Origin of the sequence: Rhodococcus sp. 14C212, from assembly GCF_011058195.1 — a bacterium.
Lineage (GTDB): Bacteria > Actinomycetota > Actinomycetes > Mycobacteriales > Mycobacteriaceae > Rhodococcus > Rhodococcus aetherivorans.
In genome coordinates this window covers 1-4,995 of sequence record NZ_JAALEH010000170.1, presented here as the reverse complement: position 1 = coordinate 4,995, position 4,995 = coordinate 1, and the positions used below count along the sequence as shown (strand labels likewise).

The 4,995-nt window shown below is 74.6% G+C and carries 4 protein-coding genes; all 4 read right to left on the bottom strand.

What is annotated here, in order from left to right; all coding sequences use genetic code 11:
• Nucleotides 1–222 (bottom strand): DUF1707 domain-containing protein (locus tag G6038_RS30220; protein ID WP_165042541.1); only part of this gene is annotated, 222 nt, incomplete at its 3' end.
• Nucleotides 223–346: 124 nt separating this feature from the next.
• Entirely contained in the window at nt 347–1,756 is a 1,410-nt protein-coding gene (locus G6038_RS30215; RefSeq protein ID WP_165042539.1) for an FAD-binding oxidoreductase, read from the bottom strand.
• Between the two features lie 53 nt (nt 1,757–1,809).
• Nucleotides 1,810–4,692, bottom strand: coding sequence for a BTAD domain-containing putative transcriptional regulator (locus tag G6038_RS30210; protein ID WP_206025871.1), 2,883 nt, complete (start codon nt 4,690–4,692; stop codon nt 1,810–1,812).
• Between the two features lie 105 nt (nt 4,693–4,797).
• The coding region (locus G6038_RS30205; RefSeq protein WP_165042537.1) for a response regulator transcription factor at nt 4,798–4,995 on the bottom strand (198 nt) is incomplete at its 5' end.

Genomic DNA, 4,995 nt, shown 5'->3' with positions numbered 1-4,995 from the left:
GGCGGGCTGCGCCGGATGTGGCAGGTACTCGGGCCGCACCTGCACTCCGGGCAGGTCGACGAGCACGGCGTTCAGTTCCCCGCGGGTTTTGGCGGCGAGCGCGGTGTCCATGCGCTCGGTGAACTCCCCCAGCGACAGCATCCCTTGCCCGACCGCGCGCTGCAGCAGCGTCCCGACGTGTTCGCGCTCGGCGTCCGAGACACGCAGATCCCTCGACTCCATGATCATCAGGGTAGGCGCTGCCGCACCGGGATCATCAGGGTAGGCGCGGCCGCACCGGGATCATCAGGGCAGGCGCTGCCGCGCCGGACCGTTCCGTCGTCGAGCCGAGGGATCGCTGGGCAGCTCAGAGCGCCGTTGCCGCCCATCGCGCGGCCGGCGCGAAGACGCCGCTGGGATCGTATGCCGCGCGGATCTCGGCGAGCCGGGCCCGCTGGGCCGGGGTCCACGCGTTCGCCACCCGGGCGGCCGGGACACCGTCCACGCCGCCCGCGAAGTTCATCAGCGCACCGCCGGTGGCCCACGGCGCCATCGCCCCGACGACGGCCTCGAGCGCTCCGGGCACCGCGTCGGCGATGGGCGGCACCAGCACCCCGACGGTGAACAGGGTGAACGCGGCGTCGCGGCCCGCGACGGCGTTGGGGGTCTCGGGCGGCACACCGAGCGCGCCGCCCATGGCCCGGACCTCGGCGAGCGCGATCGGCAGCGCCCCGGCGGGACCCGCGACGGCGAGCAGGGCGTCGAGGGCGGCGTCCGGAAGCTCCCGCAGCAGCGCCGAGCGCTCCATGCCGGGCATCGGGTCGGCGGGGTCGGCGTGGATCGATCCCAGCGCCGGGTAGACCATCTCGGTCACGGTGTCGAGGACCGGGGTGGCCACCGCCCGCAGCGGGGCGAGCAGCGCGCCGGCGTCCTCGGCGTCGTCGACGTGCGCGAACCGCACATGCACGGCGGTGCGGCCGCGCAGCGGCTCGGGCAGTTCCGGGAGCGGCGGGAAGTTGACGATCGCCAGCGAGCTGGACACCGAGGTCGGCGCCGCGGAGATCCAGTCCCGCCAGCGGCGCAGCACGGCCGGAGCGTCGGCGATGTCGTAGAAGAGGCCGCCGCCGTCGAGCGTCTGGATCGGCAGGAGTTCGAACGTCATCTGGGTGACGATCCCGAATGCCGCGCCGCCGCCGAGCAGGGCCCAGAACAGGTCCGGCTCGTCGTCCGGGGTGACCCGCCGCAGCTGCCCGTCGGCGGTGACGACCTCCATCCGCAGGACCCGGTCGGCGGCGAAGCCGTGGGTGCGGGCGATCGGGCCGAGCCCGCCGCCGAGGGTGTACCCGACCACCCCGACGCCCGGGGCCGAGCCGGCCAGCGGCGCCAGCCCGTGCGGGGCCGCGGCGTCGAGCACCTGCTGCCAGCGGACCCCGGCCTCCACGGTGGCGGTGCGCTCGGCGCGGTTGATGCTCACCCCGTCGAGGAGGGCGGTGTCGACCAGGATGCTGTTCTCCGGCGCGGGGGCGGCGCCGTGGCCGGTGGCCTGCACCGCGACGGTCAGCCCGTTCTCGGCCGCGATCCGGACCGCGGCGGCGACGTCGGCGGCACTCGAGGCGACCACGACGGCGGCGCTGCGGTGGACGGTGGCGAGGTTGAAGCCGGTGGCGGACAGCCGGTAGCCCTCGTCCTCGGGGGCGTGTACGACACCGGCGACGGCGGTACGAAGCAGGTCGACGACGGACGTGGGGGCCAGGGTCTGGGGCGTCGGGTGGGACATGGTGCTCCTCGGAAGGATCGGATCTCGGTCCCCTCCAGGACAACCGCCGACGCTTAGCTGCCGCTTAGCTCCGGCTGCGCACCGACGTGCCCCGTCCGGCACAGCCGGGCCAGCAGCGCGCTCACCTCGTCCCGGTCCAGGACGGCGCCGAGGCTCGCGCACCGCTCGAACTCGGCGTCACCGAGGGCGTCGCGGACGACCGCCGCCTCGCGCGGCCCGTCGACCGGATCCATCACCTCGGGCAGGAAGCCGATGCGGCCGCCGAGCGCCCGGACCGCCCCGAGGAGCATCGCGCCGACGTCGGGAGTACCGAGCCGGGCCACCAGGGCCGCGGCGCTGTGGACGAGCACCAGCCACGACGTCACGTCCCGCTCGGCCTCGAGCACCGGCTGCATCACCCGGACCGCATCGAGCGCCGCGTCCGTGTCCCCGACGTCCATCGCCGTGCGCATGAGTGTCCACGACGCCGAGCCGACCGCCCAGCCGTGGCCGCAACGTTCGGCGGTCGCGACCGCCTCGCGCAGCACCTGCTGCGCCCGCTGCGGGTGGCCGAGGAAGCGCAGGATCATGCCCTCGATGAGCAAGGCGTCGGCGCGCTGCCACACGGCGCCTTCCCGGCGCAGGACGTCCGCACTCTCGTGCGCGACGTGAAGGAACTCGTCGGACGGGCCCGTGATCGCGGAGCAGTAGGCCCACCAGGACCGCATCCACGCCTCGGTGACGACGTCGCCACCCCTCCCCGCGGCGTCGGCGGACCGTCCCAGCACGACCGCCGCGCCGGCCGCGTCCCCGGCCAGGTAGGTGAGTCCGCCCAGGCCGGTCAGCGCCGACGAGAGGGTTGCCTCCGCGACGACGGTACCGGTCCGCTCGACCGCGTCCAGGGCTGCCGATATCAGCTCCAGGCCTTCCCGGATGTGCCCGCGCCGATACCAGAACCAGTAGAGGGCCCCGGCGAGTTCGAGCGCGTAGACGGGATCACCGGCGGCCAGCGCGGAGGCCGCAGCGGCACGGTGCTCGGCGATGTCCGCCGTCAGGGCGTCGAACGTCTGCCGTGCCCGGGAGCCGCGCAGGTGCGGCACCGCCGCGAGGGCCCGCCGCAGCACGAACCGGCGGTGCACGTCGGCCATCCGGTCCCGTTCGGCCGCATCGGCGCGGGCCAGGGCGAACTCGCGGATGGTCTGCAGCATCGAGTACCGCCGCGGCGACGACGACGGCTCCACCCGCAGCAGCGACCGCCGCACGAGGGCGGTCAGCGGTGGCAGGACGCTCAGCGGCGGCGTGCTGCCGTGCACGGCGGCGGCGCCCTCGATGTCGAAGCTGCCCGCGAACACCGCGACCTCGCGCAGCAGCCGCGCCTGCTCGTCGTCGAGGAGCCGGTAGCTCCACTCGATCGCGTCGGCCAGGCCCCGTTGCCGCGGCGGAGCCGTGCGGGAGCCGCCCTGCAGCAGCGCGAATCGGTCGCTCAGCCCTTCGGCGATCTGTTGCTCGGACAGCACCCGCAGCTGCGCCGCCGCAAGTTCGATTCCGAGCGGGATCCCGTCGAGCTCGGTGCAGATGCGACGCACTGGTTCGGTCACCTCGTCGTGGATCGTCCAGCCCGGCACCACGCCGGCCGCCCGGACGCCGAACAACTCGACGGCGGCGCACTCGTCCAACGGCGGCACCTCGTAGACCCACTCCCCGTCGAGGCCGAGCGGCTCCCGGCTCGTCGCCAGGATCCGCACGCCGGGGCAGCGCTCGAGCAGCGCCGTCACCAGCTCCGCCGAACCGTCGAGCAGATGCTCACAGTTGTCCAGCACGAGGACGCACTCGCGGGGGGCGAGCACCGTCGCCAGGTGGTCGACGGTCCCGGGGCCGACGATCTGCAGGGTCGACGCCACGGTCGCGGCCACCAGCGCATCGGCCCGCACGGCCGCCAGGTCCACGAACCACGGCCCGTCGGGACGTTCGCCGTCGTTGCGGCACACCTCCACCGCCAGCCGCGTCTTGCCGACCCCGCCCGGGCCCACGAGTGTGACCAACCGTTCCCCGGCCAGCGCCGCGCCGACGGCCGCGAGCTCGCGGGCCCGATCGACCAGGGCGGTACGCGGGGACGGCACGTTGGAGGTCGCGCTCCGCGTGCCCAGCGCGGCGGCGGGCCCCGGTGAGACCCCGGCGGTCCCGAGCAGCCGGGCGTCGTCCTGCCGCAGCACCGCCGTCTCGAGTTCGCGCAGCCCGGTCCCCGGCTCGATGCCGAGTTCGCCGTCGAGCACGGTGCGCACGCGGCGCAGCGCCGCCAGGGCGTCGGCCTGCCGGCCCGCCCGGTACAGGGCGACGACCAGCAGTTCCCAGGCTCGTTCGTCGAGTGGATGCGCGGCGACGAGCCGCTCGGCGGCCTCGACGACGTCGTCGGAGCCGCCCTGATCGAGCCGGATCTGCAGCAGGGCCTTGCGGGTGCGCAACTCGATCGCCGTCAGCCGCGCGACCTCGGGGCGCACGAACTCGGCGTCGGCGACGTCGGCGTAGGGCGACCCCCGCCAGCACGACAACGCGGTCGCGTAGGCCTCGGCCGCCGCCTTGGCGGCGCCCTGCTCGCGCAGCCGGTCGCCGCGCGCGACGAGGTCGGCGAACCGCACGGCGTCGATCTGCCCCGCGGCGACGGCGAGCCGGTACCGCGAACCCTCCCGGACGATCACCCCCTCGTCCCCGCGTGGTCGCTGCGGGCTGAGCCGGTCACGCAGCTTGGAGACGGCGAAGTGCAGCGAGCTCGTCTTCGGGTCGTCGACGTCGTGCCAGACCTGCTCGAGCAGCCGCTCCCCCGAGACGTCGCCCGGGAACGCGACGACGAGGGCGGCGAGCAGGGCACGCTGCCGGATGCCGCCGAGGTCGATCGGTCGTCCGTCGACGGTGGCGGCGAAGCCTCCCAGCACGCCGAGCGCCACGCCAGGGGAACTCATCCCGCTCCGCCTTTCGATCGCTCCGCCTTTCGATCGAGCACGCCACCGCCGCACCGGAACTGCGGGAGCGGTCGAATTCTAGAGGACCGCGGGTGCCCCGGTACGCTAGTCCAGTCCCTGCTCGATCGCGTAGCGGGTGAGTTCCACGCGGTTGGCGAGCTGCAGCTTGCGCAGGGTCGCCTGCACGTGGTTCTCCACCGTGCGGTGACTGAGCGTGAGCCGCGCGGCGATCTGCTTGGCCGACAGTCCCTTGGCGACGAGTCGCAGCACCTCGGTCTCGCGCTCGGTGAGGGTGGGCGGGGC